General features: G+C 63.1%; 1 protein-coding gene. It reads right to left on the bottom strand.

Translation table 11 applies throughout. The annotated features are described in order from the left end of the window. Positions 1-79: 79 nt before the first annotated feature. Positions 80-1,084: DUF3482 domain-containing protein (locus B3520_RS12090; protein ID WP_286876149.1), on the bottom strand; the 1,005-nt coding region annotated here is incomplete at its 5' end.

The raw sequence follows: 1,084 nt of genomic DNA, 5'->3' as shown, positions 1-1,084 counted from the left end.
GGATGTATTCACGGCGTGTCTCGCAAGGGGTGACCCAGCCGCAGCACTCAATTCGAAGCGCTACGCTCGAAATACAAAGTCAAACCCAACTGGTTTTTTCTTCCCGCGAAAACGCCTCGTCCAAGGAAACCCGTAACTGATGCTCCACCCAACGAACCAGAGCATCCTGATGTTTGGCCTGCCAACGCCCCTGCTGAAGTCGTTTTGCCCAACCCAACAGTTGCACCTGCTCCTCTCTTGGCCAGGTACCCGCCTCAGAACGCAACACCACCGCACTGCGCTCCGCGTGCGGTTTCAACCACAACTGGCGGGTGAAGGTCAGCGCCCGCGCCATCACCACCAGCGGGAAATTGGGGTGCTTTACCGGCCCCATCACCTGCTTTTGACGGGCCAGCGGCAGCCAGCCCAAACGCTTGCCCGGCAACTCCCGGCTGGCCAACCAACCGCCTACCGAACCGATGACACCACCGGAAATCGCACCGGTCAACAGCGAGGCACCGCCCAGACCAGCGTCCACCGCCAAGCCGGTCGCCGCGCCCGCACTGCCGCTGACCCAGAGCAGATCCCGCTGCTTGAGGCCCCAGAGATACCAGGTTTCCGTATTCATCAACTGATCCGCGTCCAGCTCCCAACCGCTGTCCCGCTCCAGTTCGCTGGTGCGATGGCCCCAGGCTTCACGCAGATGACGGAAAAAATCGGTTTCGCGCTCATCCAGCGCGCGACGCAACTGTTCTTCGGCCCGCTGACGACCGATGGCGCCGGGTACCTGTACCGGCTGGCGCTCCACTAGCTGCTCCGCCCAGTAGGCGGCCAGGGCGTCGCTGACATCTGTCAGGCGCTGTTGATCGCGCGCGGCCAGCCCCTGAATGAGCCCCTGTATCGGGGCAGACCATTCCGGGGTCAGTTCCCCCACGGCGCGTAGCAACGCCTGGCGAGCCGGCAGCGTAGCGGTAAGCGGGTTGAAGACCCGCACCCATTGAAAAAATTGGCCAAGGGTTCGCTGCCAGGTCTCGGTTTGCGACTGGGGCGCCATGGGGTTGATCACCGCCAGCCTGGGCTGTCCGGTCCAGCGCAGGATTTCCAT

The organism is Marinimicrobium sp. UBA4509 (assembly GCF_002388575.1).
Lineage (GTDB): Bacteria > Pseudomonadota > Gammaproteobacteria > Pseudomonadales > Cellvibrionaceae > Marinimicrobium > Marinimicrobium koreense.
Note: the sequence above shows the minus strand (reverse complement) of the source record. Positions and strands in the feature narration are given on the sequence as shown.